This window comes from Citrobacter sp. C6_1 (assembly GCF_014596835.2).
In the GTDB taxonomy this organism is placed as follows: Bacteria; Pseudomonadota; Gammaproteobacteria; order Enterobacterales; family Enterobacteriaceae; genus Citrobacter; species Citrobacter pasteurii.
Window position 1 is genome coordinate 3,267,822 of the sequence record NZ_CP115031.1, and the last position, 17,969, is coordinate 3,285,790.

Annotated in this window: 13 protein-coding genes and 7 tRNA genes; 18 read left to right on the forward strand and 2 right to left on the reverse strand. The window is 52.1% G+C overall.

What is annotated here, in order from left to right; genetic code table 11:
• Positions 1 to 130: 130 nt before the first annotated feature.
• Positions 131 to 2,080 carry a PTS N-acetyl glucosamine transporter subunit IIABC gene (nagE, locus tag IB196_RS15815; protein ID WP_188231791.1) on the reverse strand — a complete coding sequence of 650 codons (1,950 nt, stop codon included), beginning with the start codon at positions 2,078 to 2,080 and terminating at the stop codon, positions 131 to 133.
• A gap of 350 nt (positions 2,081 to 2,430) precedes the next feature.
• Between nagE and nagB the strand changes: the two genes are divergently transcribed.
• The 12 genes from nagB (at position 2,431) to IB196_RS15875 (ending at position 9,483) form a co-directional block, all read left to right on the forward strand.
• On the forward strand, positions 2,431 to 3,231 hold the full coding sequence (gene nagB / locus IB196_RS15820; RefSeq protein WP_003022803.1) for a glucosamine-6-phosphate deaminase: 801 nt from the start codon (positions 2,431 to 2,433) through the stop codon (positions 3,229 to 3,231).
• A gap of 60 nt (positions 3,232 to 3,291) precedes the next feature.
• Entirely contained in the window at positions 3,292 to 4,440 is a 1,149-nt protein-coding gene (nagA, locus tag IB196_RS15825) for an N-acetylglucosamine-6-phosphate deacetylase (protein WP_188231790.1), read from the forward strand.
• An 8-nt stretch (positions 4,441 to 4,448) separates the two neighbouring features.
• Positions 4,449 to 5,669 carry an N-acetylglucosamine repressor gene (locus IB196_RS15830; RefSeq protein WP_005121412.1) on the forward strand — a complete coding sequence of 407 codons (1,221 nt, stop codon included), beginning with the start codon at positions 4,449 to 4,451 and terminating at the stop codon, positions 5,667 to 5,669.
• Between the two features lie 166 nt (positions 5,670 to 5,835).
• Complete coding sequence (gene nagD / locus IB196_RS15835; RefSeq protein ID WP_003022792.1) at positions 5,836 to 6,588, forward strand: ribonucleotide monophosphatase NagD; 753 nt, start codon at positions 5,836 to 5,838, stop codon at positions 6,586 to 6,588.
• A gap of 301 nt (positions 6,589 to 6,889) precedes the next feature.
• Complete coding sequence (gene asnB, locus IB196_RS15840) at positions 6,890 to 8,554, forward strand: asparagine synthase B (RefSeq protein WP_003835552.1); 1,665 nt, start codon at positions 6,890 to 6,892, stop codon at positions 8,552 to 8,554.
• A gap of 223 nt (positions 8,555 to 8,777) precedes the next feature.
• Positions 8,778 to 8,854 (forward strand) — tRNA-Met (locus IB196_RS15845).
• Positions 8,855 to 8,862: 8 nt separating this feature from the next.
• A tRNA-Leu gene (locus IB196_RS15850) sits at positions 8,863 to 8,947 on the forward strand.
• Positions 8,948 to 8,970: 23 nt separating this feature from the next.
• Positions 8,971 to 9,045: transfer RNA gene (locus tag IB196_RS15855), tRNA-Gln, on the forward strand.
• A gap of 36 nt (positions 9,046 to 9,081) precedes the next feature.
• Positions 9,082 to 9,156, forward strand: a tRNA-Gln gene (locus IB196_RS15860).
• A 21-nt stretch (positions 9,157 to 9,177) separates the two neighbouring features.
• Positions 9,178 to 9,254 (forward strand) — tRNA-Met (locus tag IB196_RS15865).
• 43 nt (positions 9,255 to 9,297) lie between these two features.
• Positions 9,298 to 9,372, forward strand: a tRNA-Gln gene (locus IB196_RS15870).
• Positions 9,373 to 9,408: 36 nt separating this feature from the next.
• Positions 9,409 to 9,483, forward strand: a tRNA-Gln gene (locus IB196_RS15875).
• A 120-nt stretch (positions 9,484 to 9,603) separates the two neighbouring features.
• Here IB196_RS15875 and ubiF read toward each other — a convergent pair.
• Positions 9,604 to 10,779, reverse strand: coding sequence for a 3-demethoxyubiquinol 3-hydroxylase (gene ubiF, locus IB196_RS15880; protein WP_188231789.1), 1,176 nt, complete (start codon positions 10,777 to 10,779; stop codon positions 9,604 to 9,606).
• Positions 10,780 to 10,924: 145 nt separating this feature from the next.
• Here ubiF and miaB point away from each other — a divergent pair, with 145 nt between their 5' ends.
• The 6 genes from miaB to gltI all read left to right on the forward strand — a co-directional run bounded on the left by miaB (position 10,925) and on the right by gltI (position 17,929).
• Positions 10,925 to 12,355 (forward strand): tRNA (N6-isopentenyl adenosine(37)-C2)-methylthiotransferase MiaB, encoded by a 1,431-nt coding sequence (gene miaB, locus IB196_RS15885; protein WP_188231788.1) that lies wholly within the window; start codon positions 10,925 to 10,927, stop codon positions 12,353 to 12,355.
• A 191-nt stretch (positions 12,356 to 12,546) separates the two neighbouring features.
• Positions 12,547 to 13,593, forward strand: a complete 1,047-nt coding sequence (locus IB196_RS15890; protein ID WP_003022776.1) for a PhoH family protein — start codon at positions 12,547 to 12,549, stop codon at positions 13,591 to 13,593.
• On the forward strand, positions 13,590 to 14,063 hold the full coding sequence (gene ybeY, locus IB196_RS15895; RefSeq protein WP_005121417.1) for an rRNA maturation RNase YbeY: 474 nt from the start codon (positions 13,590 to 13,592) through the stop codon (positions 14,061 to 14,063). The genes IB196_RS15890 and ybeY overlap by 4 nt, the downstream gene beginning before the upstream one ends.
• 158 nt (positions 14,064 to 14,221) lie before the next feature.
• The gene (corC, locus tag IB196_RS15900) at positions 14,222 to 15,100 is read left to right on the forward strand and encodes a CNNM family magnesium/cobalt transport protein CorC (RefSeq protein WP_005121418.1); all 879 of its coding nucleotides are present in this window, start codon (positions 14,222 to 14,224) and stop codon (positions 15,098 to 15,100) included.
• Positions 15,101 to 15,124: 24 nt separating this feature from the next.
• Positions 15,125 to 16,663 (forward strand): apolipoprotein N-acyltransferase, encoded by a 1,539-nt coding sequence (gene lnt, locus IB196_RS15905; protein ID WP_149692434.1) that lies wholly within the window; start codon positions 15,125 to 15,127, stop codon positions 16,661 to 16,663.
• Between the two features lie 357 nt (positions 16,664 to 17,020).
• Positions 17,021 to 17,929, forward strand: a complete 909-nt coding sequence (gene gltI, locus IB196_RS15910) for a glutamate/aspartate ABC transporter substrate-binding protein GltI (RefSeq protein ID WP_005121420.1) — start codon at positions 17,021 to 17,023, stop codon at positions 17,927 to 17,929.
• Positions 17,930 to 17,969 lie beyond the last annotated feature (40 nt).

A 17,969-nucleotide genomic window follows, 5' to 3' on the forward strand; every position in this document is an offset into this window, starting at 1 on the left:
CAGGAGACAACTATTAGTTGCACAAAAAAGGTGTTTCAACAGGATATATGAGGGCATTTGCTGCAAAAAAAAGCGGCGGAGGACTATCCCCCGCCGCTTAAGGCACTTAACTCACTTTACTCAGGAGCAGTTATTTACCTTTAATCTCGTACAGTGGTGTTTGACCGGCAACCACATGACCTTCGGCTTTAACAACCAGACCACCGAAATCATCGCTATTGCTGCAAACAACCGGGCTAATCATGGAACGTGCGTTGGCGTTCAGGTATTCCAGATCCATTTCCAGAATCGGCTGACCTGCTGCAACAACCGCACCTTCTTCAACCAGACGTTTAAAGCCTTTACCTTCCAGCGCCACGGTATCGATACCCATATGAACCACGATTTCCGCGCCTTTTTCCGTTTCCAGACAGAACGCATGGTTGGTGTTGAAGATTTTCACAATAGTACCCGCTGCCGGAGAAACCACGATTTTATCCGTTGGTTTTACCGCCACGCCGTCACCTAAAGCTTTGCTGGCGAATGCTTCATCAGGCACCTGCTCCAGTGCAACCACATCACCGGTAATCGGAGAAACCAGCGCTTCAATGGTGGCTGCATTCGCTACCGCCTGCGGTTTTGCAACCGGGGCAGCCGCTGTCGGGGCTTTGTCAGTAGACGCTGCCGCAACCGGGCCGCGTGCGACAACTTTCTTCATTTCGTCGCCGATAGATTCAGCTTTCGCACCCACGATAACCTGAATAGTTTGTTTGTTCAGCTTAACCACACCCGACGCGCCTAAGCGTTTGCACATCGCATCATTGACGCGGGCAGAATCGCCAACGGTCAAACGCAGACGGGTGATACAGGCATCAATCGCTTTCAGGTTATCCGTACCGCCAACCGCTGCAATGTAGTTGGTTGCCAGTTGAGCTAAACCTTCTTCGGTATTGCTGTTCGCTTCGTCAGTAACAATCTCGTCTTCTTTATCTTCGCGGCCCGGCGTTTTCAGGTTAAACATACGAATAACCGCGCTGAACAGGATGAAGTAGATAACGAAGAACACCAGCCCCATGGCGACCAGCATCCAGACGTTCTTACTTGCAGCCGGCAGGTTGTACATCAACACGTAGTCGATAGCACCTGCGGAGAAGGAGAAGCCCGCATGGATCCCCAACAGCGTCGCAACGAACAGACTGATACCCGTCAGAACGGCGTGCAGGAGGTACAGCAACGGAGCCAGGAACATAAACAGGAATTCCAGCGGCTCGGTAACACCGGTCAGGAATGCGGTGATAGCAACGGACAGCAGCATGCCGCCGACCATCGGACGACGCGCTTTCGGCGCGGCGAAGTACATCGCCAGTGCCGCACCCGGCAGACCAAACATCATGATCGGGAAGAAGCCAGACATGAACATACCCGCAGTGCCGTCACCCGCGTAGAAGCGGTTAATATCACCGTGGAATACGGTACCTGCAGCGTTAGTGAATTCGCCAATCTGGAACCAGGCGATAGTGTTCAGCACCTGATGCAGACCGGTTGGGATCAGCAGACGGTTGATGAAGCCAAAAATACCAGAGCCCAGCGCGCCAGCGCCCACGATCCACTCACCACCCGCATGGATGGCGTTCTGCACCGGCGGCCACACGTAGCCGAAGATAGCAGCCAGTATCAAACAGAAGAAGCCCGTGGCGATGGGTACAAAACGTTTGCCGCCGAAGAAGCTCAGGAAATCAGGCAGTTTGATGCCAGACCAACGGTTATACACGGCACCGCCGACCAGACCGGTGATGATACCCGCCAGCACGCCCATGTTGATTGCCGGGTTAATGGTAACCATTGCTTTGGTCAATATGAAATAACCAACCGCACCCGCCAGCGCTGCCGCACCCGCGCTGTCTTTAGACCAGCTGGAAGCCACACCGATAGCAAAAATTAACGCGAGGTTATCAAAGATAGCCCCACCCGCTTGCGCGATGAAGGGTACATTCAGTAAATCTGGTTGGCCGAATCGCAGCAGCAGTGCCGCGACTGGCAGCACCGCGATGGGGAGCTGTAACGCCCTACCCAGCCGCTGGAAAAAACCTAAAATATTCATTTTATTCCCCCTACGAGACCCCGATTAGGCTCCTTTGAAGCCATATTTTTATTGTGCGACCATTCCTGACTGCAACAGCAAGAGATTTTGGAACAACAACATTAACCATTCATCTACATTCAGAGTGTGTGAAAAATTAATTCGTATCGCAAATTAAAAGCGTGTTTTTTGTGATTACAATCACCAAATATCGTTATTAACCCTCCCTTGCACTGGCTAACTACGAAAACTTATTTTATCATTCAAAAAATCGAAACGGATTGATCCTTACCGATGCAAAACCAGGTTACGCTTAATACTGCACAGAGACTCAATCCGCCAACTGCTTACATTTACTTTTGAGGTGAAGAATGAGACTGATCCCCCTGAATACCGCTGAACAAGTCGGCAAATGGGCTGCTCGCCATATCGTTAACCGTATTAACGCGTTCAAACCAACGGCAGATCGTCCGTTCGTTCTGGGCCTGCCGACTGGCGGCACTCCGCTGACTGCCTATAAAGCATTAGTCGAAATGCACAAAGCGGGCCAGGTGAGCTTCAAACATGTTGTCACTTTCAACATGGACGAATATGTTGGTCTGCCGAAAGAGCATCCGGAAAGCTATCACAGCTTTATGCACCGTAACTTCTTTGATCATGTTGATATTCCAGCAGAAAACATCAACCTGCTCAATGGTAACGCGCCGGATATTGATGCAGAATGCCGTCAGTATGAAGAGAAAATCCGTTCTTACGGTAAAATCCATCTGTTTATGGGCGGCGTTGGTAACGATGGACACATTGCGTTCAACGAACCCGCTTCTTCTTTAGCTTCCCGTACTCGTATCAAAACGCTGACCCACGACACCCGCGTAGCAAACTCACGCTTCTTTGACGGCGACGTCAGCCAGGTGCCTAAATATGCACTGACCGTAGGCGTGGGCACCCTGTTGGACGCTGAAGAAGTAATGATCCTGGTGCTGGGTCACCAGAAAGCCCAGGCGCTGCAGGCGGCTGTTGAAGGTAACGTTAACCACATGTGGACTATCAGCTGTCTGCAACTGCATCCGAAAGCGGTTGTGGTCTGCGATGAGCCTTCCACTATGGAACTGAAAGTGAAGACGCTGAAATACTTTAACGAGTTAGAAGCGGAAAATATTAAAGGTCTGTAATGATGTCTCCGCCCAGCCGAAAACGTGCAGGGCGGCATTTTTTTGAAATCGGGGGTCGGAATGTATGCTTTAACCCAGGGTCGGATTTTTACCGGTCACGAAATTCTTGATGACCATGCGATTGTTGTCGCCAATGGCCTAATCGATAGCGTTTGCCCACTGTCTGAATTGCCGTCAGGGATTGAACAGCGCTCGCTGAATGGGGCCATTGTCTCCCCCGGTTTTATTGATGTGCAGTTAAACGGCTGTGGCGGTGTACAGTTTAACGATACGGCTGAGGCCGTTACCGTTGAGACGCTGGAAATCATGCAGAAAGCCAATGAAAAATCGGGCTGCACCAACTATCTGCCAACGCTAATCACCACCAGCGATGACCTGATGAAGCAGGGCGTTCGCGTTATGCGTGAATACCTCGCTAAGCATCCAAATCAGGCATTAGGACTACATCTTGAAGGTCCGTGGCTGAATCTGGTGAAAAAAGGTACGCATAATCCAGGCTTTGTCCGCCAGCCAGACGCTGCGCTGGTCAATTTCCTGTGCGATAATGCGGATGTAATCACCAAAGTGACGCTGGCGCCTGAAATGGTTCCTGTCGAAGTGATCACCCAACTGGTGAATGCAGGTATCGTGGTGTCTGCGGGCCACTCTAACGCGACGCTGAAGGAAGCAAAAATCGGTTTCCGTGCAGGCATTTCCTTTGCAACACATCTGTTCAACGCGATGCCTTATATTACCGGTCGCGAACCAGGTCTGGCAGGCGCGATTCTGGATGAGGCCGATATTTATTGCGGTATCATCGCCGATGGCATGCATGTTGACTATGCCAACATCCGCAATGCCAAACGCCTGAAAGGCGACAAGCTGTGCCTGGTCACCGACGCGACCGCGCCGGCGGGGGCAAACATTGAGCAGTTCATTTTCGCTGGTAAAACAATATACTACCGCAATGGACTGTGTGTTGATGAGAACGGCACGCTGAGCGGTTCATCATTAACCATGATCGAAGGTGTACGTAATCTGGTTGAACATTGCGGTATCGCACTGGACGAAGTCCTGCGTATGGCAACGCTCTACCCTGCTCGCGCCATTGGCGTCGACAAACAACTCGGCAGTATCGCGCCAGGCAAAGTAGCCAACCTGACCGCGTTCACGCACGACTTTAAAATTATCAAGACCATCGTTAATGGCAACGAGGTCGTTACTGAGTAAGAGAAAGAATGACACCAGGCGGACAAGCTCAAATAGGTAATGTTGATCTCGTAAAACAGCTTAACAGCGCGGCAGTTTATCGCCTGATTGACCAGCATGGGCCAATCTCGCGAATTCAAATTGCCGAACAAAGCCAGCTTGCCCCCGCCAGCGTAACCAAAATTACGCGTCAGTTGATTGAACGCGGGCTGATCAAAGAAGTCGATCAGCAGGCCTCCACCGGGGGCCGCCGCGCCATCTCTATCGTCACCGAAACCCGTAATTTCCACGCCATTGGCGTACGCCTGGGTCGCCACGACACGACGCTGACGCTCTATGATATGAGCAGTAAAGTGGTCGCCGAAGAGCATTACCCTCTCCCGGAGCGCACCCAGGAAACGCTGGAATATGCGCTGCTCAACACGATTGCCACCTTTATTGAGAGCTGCCAGCGGAAAATCCGCGAGCTGATTGCGATTTCCGTCATCCTGCCTGGCCTGGTCGATCCTGAAAGCGGCGTTATCCGCTATATGCCACACATTCAGGTTGAAAACTGGGGTCTGGTCGAAGCACTTGAAAAACGCTTTAAGGTCACCTGCTTTGTTGGTCATGATATTCGCAGCCTGGCGCTGGCCGAGCACTATTTCGGGGCAAGTCAGGATTGCGAAGACTCCATTTTGGTGCGTGTTCACCGCGGAACCGGCGCGGGAATTATTTCCAATGGCCGCATTTTTATCGGCCGCAATGGCAACGTGGGTGAGATTGGTCATATTCAGGTAGAACCGCTGGGTGAGCGCTGTCACTGCGGTAATTTCGGCTGTCTGGAAACCATTGCGGCCAATGCCTCTATCGAACACCGCGTACAAAACTTGCTAAAACAGGGCTATCCAAGCCGGCTCACGCTGGATGACTGCAGTATCAAAGCCATCTGCAGGGCAGCGAATAAGGGCGATAATCTGGCAGCAGAAGTCATCGAGCACGTTGGTCGCCATCTGGGTAAAACCATTGCTATCGCCATCAACCTGTTTAATCCGCAAAAAATCGTCATTGCGGGCGAAATTACCGAGGCGGATAAAGTGCTGCTGCCTGCCATAGAAAGCTGTATCAACACCCAGGCGTTGAAGGCGTTTCGCCACAATTTACCTGTGGTTCGTTCCACGCTGGATCATCGTTCCGCCATTGGCGCCTTTGCGCTGGTGAAGCGCGCGATGCTCAACGGGACTTTGCTGCAACGTTTGCTGGAAAGCTAATACACGTCATCCTTCAGGCTGCCTCTGCGTTAGCTGCATCTGCTCCCCCCGGTCACTTACTTCAGTAAGCGCCAGGGGTTCGCAGACTTGCCGCCTTGATGCAACTCGAATGATGTAGTGTATTTTGTGTATAGTAATGCCTTCTTTTTTTAATGTCGGATTGTCCATGGCCATTAAGAATGTAATTTGTGATATTGACGGCGTGCTGATGCACGACAATGTTGCCGTACCGGGTGCGGCTGAATTTTTGACCGGGATTCTGGAAAAAGGTCTGCCGCTCGTTTTGCTGACTAACTACCCTTCACAGACCGGGCAAGATCTGGCCAACCGCTTCGCCACCGCGGGAGTGAATGTCCCTGATAGCGTCTTTTATACTTCTGCGATGGCTACCGCTGATTTTCTTCGTCGCCAGGAAGGAAAAAAGGCCTATGTGGTAGGTGAAGGGGCGTTAATTCACGAACTGTATAAAGCCGGATTTACCATTACCGACGTGAACCCGGATTTTGTGATTGTTGGCGAAACGCGTTCCTATAACTGGGACATGATGCATAAAGCAGCCTATTTTGTGGCTAACGGCGCGCGTTTCATCGCCACAAATCCGGATACGCACGGTCGCGGCTTTTATCCTGCCTGCGGCGCGCTGTGCGCCGGTATCGAAAAAATCTCTGGCCGTAAGCCGTTTTATGTGGGGAAACCCAGCCCGTGGATTATTCGCGCAGCGCTCAACAAAATGCAGGCACACTCGGAAGAGACGGTTATCGTTGGCGACAACCTGCGTACCGATATTCTGGCGGGCTTCCAGGCGGGTCTGGAAACTATCCTGGTACTGTCTGGCGTATCCAAGCTTGACGATATTGACAACATGCCATTCAGACCAAGCTGGATCTACCCCTCCGTTGCAGAGATTGATGTGATTTAATCCCCAGGCCGGATAAGACGCACTCGCGTCACCATCCGGCAATTCTACAGCGTTATTGCCGGATGGCGGCCTAAACGCCTTATCCAGCCTACAGAATCTTATCCATTCAATAAAATCACCATTTCATTGCTGATTCATCAATAACAATGTTCATTACATAATCTTTTTTCACCAATCCACAATGACCATTGCATTTTTTATTTTCTGACCCGCAATTCGCTTGCGCCCTCTCCCGCTTTGCGGCATTTTCTTTATCAAGCAAACATAAAAAGCATCACGCAACAGGTTAACGGAGAAGGTTATGTGTTCTATTTTTGGCGTATTCGATATTAAAACAGACGCAGTTGAACTGCGTAAAAAGGCTCTGGAATTGTCCCGTCTGATGCGCCATCGCGGCCCGGACTGGTCGGGTATTTACGCCAGTGATAACGCCATTCTGGCACACGAACGTCTGTCCATCGTCGACGTCAACGCCGGTGCTCAGCCGCTGTACAACGTGAAGAAAACGCATATCCTGGCGGTTAACGGTGAAATTTATAACCACCAGGCGCTGCGCGCTGAATACGGCGATCGCTATCAGTTCCAGACCGGTTCCGACTGTGAAGTTATCCTCGCGCTGTATCAGGAAAAAGGCCCAGAGTTCCTGGATGACCTGCAAGGCATGTTCGCTTTTGCCCTGTACGACAGCGAGCAGGACGCTTATCTGATCGGCCGCGACCATATCGGGATCATCCCGCTGTATATGGGTTACGACGAGCACGGTAACTTCTACGTCGCGTCTGAAATGAAAGCGCTGGTTCCTGTATGCCGCACGATCAAAGAATTCCCGGCCGGTAGCTATTTGTGGAGTAAAGACGGCGAAATTCGTCAGTACTACCAGCGCGACTGGTTTGAATACGATGCGGTAAAAGACAACGTTACCGATAAAAACGAGCTGCGTCAGGCGCTGGAAGATGCGGTGAAAAGCCACCTGATGTCAGATGTTCCTTACGGTGTATTGCTGTCCGGCGGTCTGGATTCTTCGGTCATTTCCGCAATCACCAAAAAATACGCCGCGCGTCGTGTTGAAGATCAGGAACGTAGCGAAGCCTGGTGGCCGCAACTGCACTCTTTCGCAGTTGGCCTCGAAGGCGCACCGGATCTGAAAGCCGCACAAGAAGTGGCAAACCATTTGGGTACCGTGCACCACGAGATCCACTTCACCGTTCAGGAAGGTCTGGATGCTATCCGCGACGTGATTTATCACATCGAAACTTACGATGTCACAACCATTCGCGCCTCGACGCCAATGTACTTAATGTCGCGCAAAATTAAAGCGATGGGCATTAAAATGGTGCTGTCTGGCGAAGGTTCGGACGAAGTGTTTGGCGGCTATCTTTATTTCCACAAAGCGCCAGATGCAAAAGAGCTGCATGAAGAGACCGTGCGCAAGCTACAGGCGCTGCATATGTTCGACTGCGCTCGCGCCAACAAAGCCATGTCAGCCTGGGGCGTGGAGGCTCGCGTGCCCTTCCTGGATAAGAAATTCCTTGATGTGGCAATGCGCATCAACCCGCAGGATAAAATGTGTGGCAACGGCAAAATGGAAAAACATGTTCTGCGCGAATGTTTTGAATCCTACCTGCCAGCGAGCGTCGCATGGCGTCAGAAAGAGCAGTTCTCTGACGGTGTCGGTTACAGCTGGATTGACACGCTGAAAGAAGTCGCTGCTGAACAAGTTTCTGACCAACAACTGGAAACCGCCAGCTTCCGTTTCCCGTACAACACGCCATCATCTAAAGAAGCGTATTTGTATCGCGAAATTTTCGAAGAGTTGTTCCCGGTTGCCAGCGCGGCGGAATGTGTTCCAGGTGGCCCTTCTGTTGCCTGCTCTTCAGCAAAAGCCATTGAATGGGATGAAGCGTTCAAAACCATGAACGATCCATCTGGTCGTGCGGTTGGCGTACACCAGTCCGCTTATAAATAAGTTAATCCTTAGAAAAGGGCCCTGCGGGGCTCTTTTTTTATGTCCGTTTTCTGTGCAAAAAAACAATTAATAACTAATAATTGCCGAATATTGCGTCATGCTGTTCGCAACCTAACCAAACAGTCACATTCCAGCTATTTTCAATGAAAAAGGGGTTGACGCTTCAAGGCTCAATACGCATAATGCGCCCCGCAACGCCGATAAGGTTACGCGAAAAAAAGATGGCTACGTAGCTCAGCTGGTTAGAGCACATCACTCATAATGATGGGGTCACAGGTTCGAATCCCGTCGTAGCCACCATCTTTTTTGCGGGAGTGGCGAAATTGGTAGACGCACCAGATTTAGGTTCTGGCGCCGCAAGGTGTGCGAGTTCAAGTCTCGCCTCCCGCACCATTCACCCGTAAGCGTTGCACGGATGGGGTATCGCCAAGCGGTAAGGCACCGGTTTTTGATACCGGCATTCCCTGGTTCGAATCCAGGTACCCCAGCCACTTTTCTTCGATATAGCGGTTCACCGCGACGGTCATTGGGGTATCGCCAAGCGGTAAGGCACCGGTTTTTGATACCGGCATTCCCTGGTTCGAATCCAGGTACCCCAGCCATCGAAGAATATGATAGTATCAGGCTACGTAGCTCAGTTGGTTAGAGCACATCACTCATAATGATGGGGTCACAGGTTCGAATCCCGTCGTAGCCACCATATTAAGGACGTATCGACTCGTTCGGTAAATCCAAAAAATTGTTGGGGTATCGCCAAGCGGTAAGGCTCTGGTTTCTGATACCAGCATTCCGAGGTTCGAATCCTCGTACCCCAGCCAATTTCAAAAAGTCGTCCACTCTGTGGGTGCACCCGTTGGGGTATCGCCAAGCGGTAAGGCTCTGGTTTCTGATACCAGCATTCCGAGGTTCGAATCCTCGTACCCCAGCCATATTAAAAAAGCTCGCTTCGGCGAGCTTTTTGCTTTTCTAACACCGGGAGACGGCAAGCTTTACCCGGCCTACATGACTTGCAGGCCTGATAAGCGTCACGCCATCAGGCCCCACCCGGGCTACAACCCTAACGCATACTTCAGCGCCTGACGCTTCAGCACACCGGCGCGCTCCGCGGCCATAAGTCCTAAGTTACGTATGATGCGCAGCGGTTGCAGATTATTACTGAACCCGGCGTAGAACAAATCCATGCCACTCTGCATGATGAAATTGTCAGTCATACGACGATTCTGATAACGTTTCAGCACTGGTTGACTGGTCCAGGACTCACCGTAGCTGCGGGCATTCACCAGCACGTCAATCAGCGCATCCACATCGCGAAATCCCAGATTTACGCCCTGCCCCGCCAATGGATGAATGGTATGTGCGGCATCACCGACCAGCGCCAGCCCCGGCTGGACATACTGCAACGCATGACGACGTGTAAGCAGAAATGCGCCTGCAGCCACAGGCAGCACGTTACCCAGTCGCGATGGGAAATGTTTGGCGATCTCCATCTGTAGTTGGGGCATGTTCAGACCTTGCAGCTGGCGGATGCGTGCCGGTGAGTCGTACCACACCAGCGAGGCCCAGTTATCGAACAGCGGTAAAAACGCGCGCGGACCGTCAGGGGTAAACTGCTGCCAGGTGCTGTCTCCGGGTGCGTTTTCACACTGGACAGTTATCAACATACAAGATTGCGCGTATTGCCAGGCATGGATGCCAATCCCGGCCATTTTGCGTACCTGAGAGTTGGCACCATCAGCACCGATCACCAGCTTCGCATTGATTTTTTCACCACCAGCCAGCTCAAGCTCATGCCGGTCATTATGTCGATGTAAAGAAATCAGCGAGGTGGGCACGCGCAACGTCACTTTAGGATGAGCTTCCAGCGCCTGCCAGAGCGCTTGTTGCAGGACGGTATTCTCCACCATGTAACCCAACAACGGCAGCTTAAGCTCCGCAGCATCAAACACCACATGGGCATTTTCCCATTCCCACGTCTCCAGCCGACGATAAGGATGGCTGCGCATCCCCTGCACCGTATCCCAGACGCCCAGCCCTTTAAGCAGCGATACCGAGGCGGAACTGATGGCCGAAATTCTGACATCCGGCTGTCCATCAGCCACAAACGGCACGGGAACGGCATGTTCAATGACCGTTACCGAAAATCCATGCTGCGCCAGTCCTAGCGCCAGCGCGCCGCCGACCATCCCCCCGCCGACAATGGCAATTTCCGTTGGTTGATTTGTCATGGTCAATTATCCTGTTACATGTATTGCTTAAGTTTACAGGATTTTTTACCCCTTGAGGCTGACATCCGTCATACTGGTCACAACCGCGCCAAAGCAGTACACTATGCGCCCTGCATTTCAGCCACAATTTCGCAAGAGCAAGTCGATGACCAAAAAACTCCATATTAAAACCTGGGGCTGTCAGATGAACGAATACGATTCATCGAAGATGGCCGATCTGCTGGATGCCACTCACGGGTATCAACTGACCGACGTGGCGGAAGAAGCGGATGTGCTGCTGCTAAATACCTGCTCAATCCGCGAGAAGGCTCAGGAAAAAGTCTTCCATCAATTAGGTCGCTGGAAGCTGTTAAAAGAGAAGAATCCGGATCTGATTATCGGCGTGGGTGGCTGTGTTGCCTCTCAGGAAGGCGATCACATTCGTCAACGCGCACATTACGTCGATATTATTTTTGGGCCGCAAACCCTGCACCGTCTGCCGGAGATGATCAACAAGGTTCGCGGAAGCGTTAAGCGTAGCGCGGTGGTTGATATCAGTTTCCCGGAAATCGAAAAATTCGACCGTCTGCCGGAGCCGCGTGCTGAAGGGCCAAGTGCGTTTGTGTCCATCATGGAAGGCTGCAATAAATATTGTACTTACTGCGTGGTGCCATACACCCGTGGTGAAGAAGTCAGCCGTCCGGCGGATGATATCCTGTTTGAAATCGCCCAGCTTGCGGCACAGGGTGTGCGTGAAGTGAACCTGTTGGGGCAAAACGTCAACGCCTGGCGCGGTGAAAACTACGACGGCACCACCGGCTCGTTCGCCGATCTACTCCGTCTGGTCGCTGCAATCGATGGCATTGACCGTATCCGCTTTACCACCAGCCATCCGATCGAATTCACCGACGATATCGTTGAAGTCTACCGTGATACGCCAGAACTGGTGAGCTTCCTGCACCTGCCGGTACAGAGCGGTTCGGATCGTGTACTGAACCTGATGGGTCGTACTCATACCGCGCTGGAATACAAAGCAATCATCCGTAAACTGCGCGCAGCGCGTCCGGATATCCAGATTAGCTCCGACTTCATCGTCGGCTTCCCGGGTGAAACCACCCAGGACTTCGAGCAGACCATGAAGCTGATCGCTGATGTCAATTTCGACATGAGTTACAGCTTTATCTTCTCTGCGCGGCCTGGCACTCCTGCCGCCGATATGGTTGATGACGTACCGGAAGAAGAGAAAAAACAGCGCCTGTATATTCTGCAGGAGCGTATTAACCAGCAAGCCATGGCCTGGAGCCGTCGTATGGTCGGCACGACCCAACGCATTCTGGTCGAAGGTACGTCACGGAAAAGTGTGATGGAACTGTCAGGGCGTACCGAAAATAACCGCGTGGTGAACTTTGAAGGTACCCCGGATATGGTCGGTAAGTTTGTCGATGTTGAAATTACCGATGTCTGGACGAACTCCCTGCGCGGCAAAGTGGTGCGTACCGAAGACGAAATGGGTCTGCGCATCGCAGAATCCCCTGAGTCGGTCATTGCGCGTACCCGCAAAGAAAACGATCTGGGCGTCGGTACTTACCAGCCTTAATCTTCAATGCCCGATGGCGCAGCGCTTATCGGGCCTACACTTCTGGGCTCGCTGCCCCGGCGGGTCTTGTAATCGATCTTATCATCCCCATATTTATCGCAATGCTTGCGCCTTTCCCCCATGGCGTGAATAATTTCCTTAGATGCCGGTAAATGTTCAGCGTCCGGCGAGACATGCATAAGAGGAACAGTTTGAACATAGACACTCGCGAAATCACCCTTGAACCCGCAGACAATGCCCGTCTGTTGAGCCTTTGCGGTCCATTTGATGACAACATAAAACAACTGGAGCGTCGTCTCGGCATCGAAATTAACCGCCGCGATAACCACTTCAAACTGACTGGTCGTCCAATTTGTGTCACCGCGGCGGCAGATATTTTACGCAGCCTGTATGTCGATACGGCCCCAATGCGCGGTCAGACACAGGACATCGAGCCAGAACAAATTCACCTTGCGATTAAAGAAGCGCGTGTGCTTGAACAGAGCGCAGACAGCGTGCCGGAATTTGGCAAAGCGGTGAATATCAAAACCAAGCGCGGGGTCATTAAGCCGCGAACGCCGAACCAGGCGCAGTATATCGCTAATATTCTTGACCATGACATCACCTTCGGCGTTGGCCCGGCAGGTACCGGTAAAACGTATCTGGCGGTTGCCGCTGCGGTCGATGCGCTAGAGCGTCAGGAGATCCGCCGTATTCTGCTGACCCGTCCGGCAGTAGAAGCGGGTGAAAAACTCGGTTTCCTGCCGGGCGACCTGAGCCAGAAAGTCGATCCCTATTTACGACCGCTGTATGACGCGCTGTTCGAAATGCTCGGTTTTGAGAAGGTTGAAAAGCTGATTGAACGTAACGTCATTGAAGTTGCGCCGCTGGCCTATATGCGCGGTCGTACGTTAAACGATGCGTTCATCATTCTTGATGAGAGCCAGAACACTACCATCGAACAGATGAAAATGTTCCTGACCCGTATCGGCTTTAACTCCAAAGCGGTTATCACTGGCGATATCACCCAGATTGACCTGCCGCGCAGCACCAAGTCCGGTCTGCGTCATGCCATTGAAGTGCTGGCTGAAGTCGACGAAATTAGTTTTAATTTCTTCCATAGCGAAGACGTGGTTCGCCATCCGGTGGTTGCCCGTATCGTCACGGCGTATGAAGCCTGGGAAGAAGCAGAACAGAAACGCAAAGCCGAGCAGGCTGCAGAACGCAAGCGCGAAGCTCAGGAGCAGGAACAAAAATGAGTCAGGTTATTCTCGATTTACAACTGGCATGTGAAGACGAATCCGGTTTACCCACAGAAAGCCAGTTTCAGGGCTGGCTGGATGCGGTGATCCCGCAGTTTCAGGAGGAGTCTGAAGTGACCATTCGTCTGGTCGATGACGCGGAAAGCCACGAGCTGAACCTGACCTATCGCGGGAAAGATAAATCAACCAACGTGCTCTCTTTCCCGTTTGAAGCTCCACCGGGCATTGAGATGCCGCTGCTGGGCGATTTGATCATCTGTCGTCAGGTTGTCGAGAAAGAAGCGCAGGAACAAGGTAAACCGCTTGAGGCCCACTGGGCGCACATGGTGGTGCACGGTAGCCTGCATTTACTCGGCTACGACCATATTGAAGACGATGACGCGGAAGAGATGGAATCCCTCGAAACAGAGATTATGCTTGCTCTGGGCTATGAGGATCCGTACATTGCCGAGAAGATTGCAGAATAGTAGCTTGCCGGATGGCGGCGCTTGCGCCTTATCCGGCCTACATTCATGCCTTTCGTAGGCCTGATAAGCGTAGCGCCATCAGGCAAAACATGCCGTCAACAGCTGAGTATACGCATGACGCGCTTTGTATTAACTAACATGAGAACCCATACGACGCCATGAGCGACGACAATTCACACAGTAGTGACACCTTAAACAGCAAAAAGGGATTTTTTTCCCTGTTACTGAGCCAACTTTTCCACGGTGAACCCAAAAACCGCGACGAACTGTTGGAGCTGATCCGTGATTCCGGGCAAAACGACCTTATCGATGAAGATACGCGCGATATGCTCGAAGGGGTGATGGATATTGCGGACCAACGCGTGCGCGACATCATGATCCCCCGCTCTCAGATGATTACCCTGAAACGCAACCAGACCCTGGACGAATGTCTCGATGTCATTATCGAGTCTGCCCACTCGCGTTTCCCGGTGATTAGCGAAGACAAAGATCACATCGAAGGGATTCTGATGGCCAAAGATTTGCTGCCGTTTATGCGCAGCGATGCCGAGGCCTTCAGCATGGAGAAAGTGTTACGCCAGGCGGTTGTCGTACCTGAAAGCAAGCGGGTTGACCGCATGCTGAAAGAGTTCCGCTCCCAGCGTTATCATATGGCTATCGTCATCGACGAATTTGGCGGTGTCTCAGGTCTGGTGACCATTGAGGACATCCTTGAACTGATCGTTGGTGAAATTGAAGATGAGTACGACGAAGAAGACGATATTGACTTCCGTCAGCTCAGCCGCCACACCTGGACCATTCGCGCGCTGGCGCCGATTGAAGACTTCAACGACGCTTTCGGAACCCACTTTAGCGACGAAGAAGTCGATACCATTGGCGGGCTGGTCATGCAGGCCTTTGGTCATCTGCCCGCGCGCGGGGAAACTATCGACATTGATGGTTACCAGTTTAAAGTGGCAATGGCCGACAGCCGCCGTATTATTCAGGTTCATGTCAGAATTCCGGACGACTCACCCCAGCCCAAACTGGACGAATAAACCCGAAACTGGATCTAAGACTACATGGCATTTGCCCCATTAATTGAACGCCAGCGCATTCGCCTGCTGCTGGCGTTATTATTCGGTGCCTGCGGGACGCTGGCTTTCTCTCCGTATGATATCTGGCCCGCCGCGATTGTTTCGCTGATGGGCCTGCAGGCTCTTACCTTCAACCGTCGCCCGCTCCAGTCTGCCGCTATCGGCTACTTCTGGGGACTGGGGCTGTTTGGCTCAGGTATCAACTGGGTTTACGTTAGCATCGCGCAGTTTGGCGGTATGCCCGGCCCGGTTAACGTTTTCCTCGTGGTTCTGCTAGCCGCATACCTTTCCCTCTACACCGGTCTGTTTGCCGGCGTGTTGGCGCGCTTGTGGCCGAAAACCACCTGGCTGCGGGTGGCGATTGCCGCGCCGGTAGTCTGGCAAATCACGGAATTCCTGCGAGGCTGGGTACTGACCGGCTTCCCGTGGCTGCAGTTCGGTTATAGCCAGATCGACGGCCCGTTGAAGGGGCTGGCACCGGTGATGGGCGTTGAGGCGATTAACTTCCTGCTGATGATGGTTAGCGGCCTGTTGGCGCTGGCGCTGGTGACGCGTAACTGGAAGCCGCTGGTTGCCGCATTCGTGCTCTTTGCTCTGCCTTTTCCACTGAGCTATATCCAGTGGTACACGCTTGTGCCGGAAAAAACCACGCAGGTGTCGATGGTGCAGGGTGACATTCCACAGTCGCTTAAATGGGATGAAAGTCAGTTACTCAACACCCTGAAGATTTATCTCGACGCCACCCAGCCCGAGATGGGTAAATCACAGCTCATCATCTGGCCAGAATCGGCTATTCCGGACCTGGAAATTAACCAACAGCGCTTTCTGAGCATGATGGATGACCTGTTGAAATCGAAAAACAGCACGCTAATTACCGGGATCGTAGACGCGCGTCTGAACAAACAGAATCGTTACGACACCTACAACACCATCATCACGTTGGGTAAAGACAGTCCGTACAGCTACGATTCCAGCAACCGCTACAATAAAAACCATTTGGTTCCGTTTGGCGAATTTGTCCCGCTGGAATCGATCCTACGCCCGTTAGCGCCGTTCTTTGACCTGCCAATGTCTTCGTTCAGCCGTGGGCCTTATGTACAGCCACAGCTGCGTGCGCACGGCTTTAAGCTGACGGCTGCCATCTGCTACGAAATCATTCTTGGCGAACAGGTTCGGGATAACTTCCGTCCGGATACGGACTACCTGCTGACTATCTCCAACGATGCCTGGTTTGGTAAATCCATTGGCCCGTGGCAGCACTTCCAGATGGCGCGGATGCGTTCCCTTGAGCTGGCACGCCCGCTGCTGCGTAGCACCAATAACGGTATTACCGCGGTGATTGGCCCGCAGGGTGAAATTCAGGCGATGATCCCGCAGTTTACCCGTCAGGTACTGACCACCAGCGTGACGCCAACGACGGGCTTAACCCCTTATGCCCGTACCGGTAACTGGCCGCTGTGGCTGCTGACCGCACTGTTTGGCTTTGGTGCGGTGGTCATGAGCCTGCGTCAACGTCGTAAGTAACCCTCCTTCCCCTGGCCGGATAACATCTCGCTTATCCGGCTCAAAAACATTTCCCACATCCCATTCTGGCACGTCTATTGCTTTGTTCTACAAGGCAAACGCTGTTTTGGCTGAATGTGCAACCTGGTCGCACCAAAGTTGAGCACCGGTAGCACCTGAAAAGTGCAACAAGATATTTTTGCCCCCAAATGGTGCGGCGCACTTCGCAAAAATAAACAATAACACAGCAAATTCTTTACATTCATCCAAACTAAATGTTAACAAACACATACAAGACTGCACGTTTTAGTAGCAAACAATAACAACATCACAATGGGTATCAATGCGTCCCTGGCGCAGACGATAAAGGAGTTGGATATGCAATTACGTAAGCTCGCCACTGCCATGCTGGTCATGGGAATGTCCGCCGGTCTGGCGCACGCAGAAGACGCAGCACCAGCGGCAGGCAGCACGCTGGATAAAATCGCTAAAAATGGCGTAATCGTCGTCGGACACCGTGAATCATCAGTGCCGTTTTCTTACTACGATAATCAGCAAAAAGTGGTCGGTTATTCACAGGATTACTCCAACGCGATCGTTGAAGCGGTGAAGAAAAAGCTGAACAAGCCCGATCTACAGGTGAAACTGATCCCGATTACATCACAGAACCGTATTCCGCTGCTGCAAAACGGCACCTTCGACTTTGAATGTGGTTCCACCACCAACAACGTCGAGCGTCAAAAACAAGCGGCTTTCTCAGACACTATTTTCGTTGTCGGTACCCGTCTGCTGGCGAAAAAAGGCGGCGACGTCAAAGATTTCTCTGACCTGAAAGGCAAAGCCGTGGTCGTGACGTCGGGTACGACCTCAGAAGTCCTGCTGCACAAACTGAACGAAGAACAAAAAATGGATATGCGCATCATCAGCGCGAAAGACCACGGTGACTCTTTCCGTACTCTGGAAAGTGGCCGCGCCGTTGCCTTTATGATGGATGACGCCCTGCTGGCTGGCGAGCGCGCGAAGGCGAAGAAACCGGACAACTGGGAGATCGTCGGCAAGCCGCAGTCACAGGAAGCCTACGGCTGTATGTTGCGCAAAGATGACCCTGAGTTCAAAAAGCTGATGGACGACACTATCGCCAAGGCGCAGACCTCAGGCGAAGCTGAGAAATGGTTTGATAAGTGGTTTAAAAATCCAATTCCACCGAAGAACCTGAACATGAATTTCGAACTGTCAGACGAGATGAAAGCCCTGTTCAAAGAACCGAATGATAAAGCGCTTAACTAACTAAAATAAATGGGAGGCTTCCCCTCCCTCTCGATTGTTA

Bases quoted from the DNA above. Each gene is read 5' to 3' on its own strand.
- nagE (WP_188231791.1), bottom strand. From the start codon at position 2,080: ATGAATATTTTAGGTTTTTTCCAGCGGCTGGGTAGGGCGTTACAGCTC.
- nagB (WP_003022803.1), top strand. From the start codon at position 2,431: ATGAGACTGATCCCCCTGAATACCGCTGAACAAGTCGGCAAATGGGCT.
- nagA (WP_188231790.1), top strand. From the start codon at position 3,292: ATGTATGCTTTAACCCAGGGTCGGATTTTTACCGGTCACGAAATTCTT.
- IB196_RS15830 (WP_005121412.1), top strand. From the start codon at position 4,449: ATGACACCAGGCGGACAAGCTCAAATAGGTAATGTTGATCTCGTAAAA.
- nagD (WP_003022792.1), top strand. From the start codon at position 5,836: ATGGCCATTAAGAATGTAATTTGTGATATTGACGGCGTGCTGATGCAC.
- asnB (WP_003835552.1), top strand. From the start codon at position 6,890: ATGTGTTCTATTTTTGGCGTATTCGATATTAAAACAGACGCAGTTGAA.
- ubiF (WP_188231789.1), bottom strand. From the start codon at position 10,779: ATGACAAATCAACCAACGGAAATTGCCATTGTCGGCGGGGGGATGGTC.
- miaB (WP_188231788.1), top strand. From the start codon at position 10,925: ATGACCAAAAAACTCCATATTAAAACCTGGGGCTGTCAGATGAACGAA.
- ybeY (WP_005121417.1), top strand. From the start codon at position 13,590: ATGAGTCAGGTTATTCTCGATTTACAACTGGCATGTGAAGACGAATCC.
- corC (WP_005121418.1), top strand. From the start codon at position 14,222: ATGAGCGACGACAATTCACACAGTAGTGACACCTTAAACAGCAAAAAG.
- lnt (WP_149692434.1), top strand. From the start codon at position 15,125: ATGGCATTTGCCCCATTAATTGAACGCCAGCGCATTCGCCTGCTGCTG.
- gltI (WP_005121420.1), top strand. From the start codon at position 17,021: ATGCAATTACGTAAGCTCGCCACTGCCATGCTGGTCATGGGAATGTCC.